Origin of the sequence: Methylobacterium sp. J-092, from assembly GCF_022829325.1 — a bacterium.
In the GTDB taxonomy this organism is placed as follows: Bacteria; Pseudomonadota; Alphaproteobacteria; order Rhizobiales; family Beijerinckiaceae; genus Methylobacterium.
The window spans coordinates 1-1,940 of sequence record NZ_JAKSXU010000114.1 but is presented as its reverse complement, the minus strand read 5'-3'; the positions used below and the strand labels follow the sequence as shown (position 1 = coordinate 1,940).

At 59.6% G+C, this 1,940-nt stretch carries 3 protein-coding genes; 2 read left to right on the top strand and 1 reads right to left on the bottom strand.

Annotated features, from left to right (window positions below; translation table 11 throughout):
* Positions 1-96 precede the first annotated feature (96 nt).
* On the bottom strand, positions 97-861 hold the full coding sequence (locus tag MKK60_RS13135) for a Crp/Fnr family transcriptional regulator (RefSeq protein WP_243986398.1): 765 nt from the start codon (positions 859-861) through the stop codon (positions 97-99).
* A 210-nt stretch (positions 862-1,071) separates the two neighbouring features.
* On the opposite strand from MKK60_RS13135, the gene MKK60_RS13130 reads away from it, so the two are divergent.
* Positions 1,072-1,386: a DUF6894 family protein gene (locus MKK60_RS13130; protein WP_243986397.1), complete on the top strand. Its 315-nt coding sequence runs from the start codon at positions 1,072-1,074 to the stop codon at positions 1,384-1,386.
* Between the two features lie 157 nt (positions 1,387-1,543).
* Positions 1,544-1,696: a hypothetical protein gene (locus MKK60_RS13125; RefSeq protein WP_243986395.1), complete on the top strand. Its 153-nt coding sequence runs from the start codon at positions 1,544-1,546 to the stop codon at positions 1,694-1,696.
* The last annotated feature ends 244 nt before the right edge of the window (positions 1,697-1,940 follow it).

Below are 1,940 nucleotides of genomic sequence, written 5' to 3'. Positions count from 1 at the left end.
CCAGTACCAGCCGTCCCTCCTGATCCGGGCTGCCTGTGTCGACAGCGATCGGCTGCAGCACGAGCAACGCCTCGACGTTGTCGCGCGCATCCACGCCTAGCTTCCCCGGAGCTGGTTCAGCCACGGCTCGCTCCGGCGTGCGCCCCAGCGGGTGTTCTTGAGGTGGAGGTAGTTCGGCGTGAACCGGCAGAACGCCTTCAGTTGCTCGACATCGTGGATCGTCAGAACCCGCTGTTTGATCGTGATCAGGCCGAGGTCACGAAGCTCTCGCAGCGTGCGGTGCACGTGGACGGCGGACAAGCCCATCGCGTCCGCAAGCTCGACCTGCGTGAACGGGAAGGGGTAGCTGTCGTTCGTGACCTTCCCGACCGCATCGAGCCGGACCAGCAGTTCGCAGAGGAGGTGAGCGAGACGCTGCTCCGGGGCACGGCCACCGAGGTTGACCAGCCACTCGCGCAGCACCGCCTCGTCGACGAGGGCGCACCACCAGAGGGCCCGCGTGATCTGAGGATGGGACCCGGTGATCTCCTCGATCGCCCGACGCGGTATGTCGACGACCTGACACCGGGAGATCGTGCCGATGTTGTGGTCCATCTGGTCGAGGATGAACACGTTGAGATCGCAGAAGTCCCCTGGAACCAAGAGGGACATGATCTGGCGTTTGCCGTCCGGCAGGACCTTGTAGCGGCAGGCGAGGCCGTCGAGGATCAGATGGACGTTCTCGGGTTCGTCACACTCCTGGATCAGATCGACGCGTGGACCGACCTCTCGGATGCGCGGCACCAGGCCATCCAGGGCCCGGCGATCGTCATCCGATAGGGCCTCGAAGCCTTCCAGCTTCCGGGTCAGTGCATGGTGCATCACGCCTCGACGTGGGTTCAGTCGAGACGATCCTATTCTCAAAAACCAAGCTGCATATCGTCATTTGATGCATATCAATGTCAAGCTATGCAAAACGCTTTAGATCACTCAAAGTATGTAATCGTCATATGCGACGCATTTCAAGACACGGTATTTATTGTATCAAAAAATAAATAAACCATCTTTTGTCGTATCGCCACTCGAATACAGATGATAAATTTCGACCTTGGCGACCATTGGCGAAATCCGCTACCGATTGATCAAGCGGAGCATGAAATGCCTCGGTATTATTTCAACGTTCACGACGATGGCAACAGCTTGAACGATGACGGCATCGAATTTGCGGACAAGCGAGCTGCTGGCATCGAAGCACTGCGCTACGCTGGAGAACTCATCAAGGCGAAGGCCGAGCAACTGCTTGGTGGAAACCCTTGGTACATGGAAGTTACAGATGAGCGAGGTTTGTTGGTCTTTCGGCTCAACTTTCGGTTGATCGATTTTCCACTTGCTGCATTTGCTAAATAGTTGAAGAGCACAATGATCCCTGGCCAGTTTGGCGAGGTGCCGGAGAATTTTGCGAAGAACTTGCTAGGCGGTTGAGGCCCCCTCGCCTGGGAAGAGCCTCATTGCCTGGCTCTTCCCAGGCGCCACATGGACAGGTCAACGACACGGAGGAAAGCCCATGCCCGACAAGGACGAGCCGAAGGCCGACGGCACTCAAACCGCAGAGGTGAAGGCTCCCGCCCCAAAGATCGAGGGAAGCCACACGAAGGAGACGGTTGATCCGGCGGAGCGCCTGCCGGAAGACCCCGACGAGCAGAACGATCTGGCCTAGCACCCCGTACGGTTCGGCCCCGCCGCGATCTGCTCACGCGGCAGGGGAACCCCGGATCTCACCAGCTAGGCCGATACGCAACATGGCCTGGGTGCAGGATGCCGGCACTTGGTTAGAGGCCCGTCACCGCGACAGGTGCCGCGGTGTGCCGGAACGAGGCGCTAAGCGGCCTCAGGCCGTCTCGGTGGCCTTCTTCCGACCGCGTGCCTTAGGGGCTGCCTCGGAGGCTTTAGCGGCCTTCGGC

Bases quoted from the DNA above. Each gene is read 5' to 3' on its own strand.
- MKK60_RS13125 (WP_243986395.1), top strand. From the start codon at position 1,544: ATGCCCGACAAGGACGAGCCGAAGGCCGACGGCACTCAAACCGCAGAG.
- MKK60_RS13135 (WP_243986398.1), bottom strand. From the start codon at position 861: ATGCACCATGCACTGACCCGGAAGCTGGAAGGCTTCGAGGCCCTATCG.
- MKK60_RS13130 (WP_243986397.1), top strand. From the start codon at position 1,072: ATGATAAATTTCGACCTTGGCGACCATTGGCGAAATCCGCTACCGATT.